Below are 668 nucleotides of genomic sequence, written 5' to 3' on the forward strand. Positions count from 1 at the left end.
CCCCAGGAGCGCTTGGGGCTCAACTTTGCGCAATCCCTCGCCAGAATTGGAATTCAAGCGCGCGTAAGGCTTGTCGATGAGGTTCAATATTGGCGACGCCTCGCCAATTTCGATTTCGACATGGTGCAATGGGTCTGGCCCGCCTCGGCCTCACCTGGCAACGAGCAACGCAATCGCTGGGGATCGGCGGCGGCCGTTCAATCCGGTTCACTCAACTATGCGGGCGCCGCTTCGCCCGCGATCGATCGCATGATCGACGCGATGCTGGAGGCCAAAAGCCGCGAGGATTTCGTGTCGGCGACGCGCGCCCTCGATCGTGTTTTGCTTTCGGGATTCTATGTCGTGCCGTTGTTCTACGTCGGCGATCAGTGGGTGGCGCACAAATCGGATCTCAAGCATCCCGATACCGTGCCGCTGCTCGGATCGCACATCGATTCCTGGTGGCGATCGCCTTCCTGAGTAGACCAAAAGACCCTGGCCGTTACTCTTCCGTTCATTTCCTGAATGAAACAAATCGATGCTAAAGGCGTTTGACGGCCACTCAGACGTTCATCGAAATCCGTTTAGGAATGATCATGACCGAGTTGGAGAAGGTTCTCGTTGTGGATAGCGGCGCGCGCGGAGCGAACGGCGCGCTGTCGGCGGAGCTCGCGGGTATGGGCTATGCC

The 668-nt window shown here is 58.5% G+C and carries 1 pseudogene; it reads left to right on the forward strand.

Annotation, left to right across the window (positions count from 1 at the left end):
• A pseudogene (locus AC1DT3_RS23385) lies at window positions 1–459 on the forward strand (ABC transporter substrate-binding protein); the annotation flags it as partial.
• Window positions 460–668 lie beyond the last annotated feature (209 nt).

The sequence above is a fragment of the Microvirga sp. P4_G7 genome (assembly GCF_056401005.1).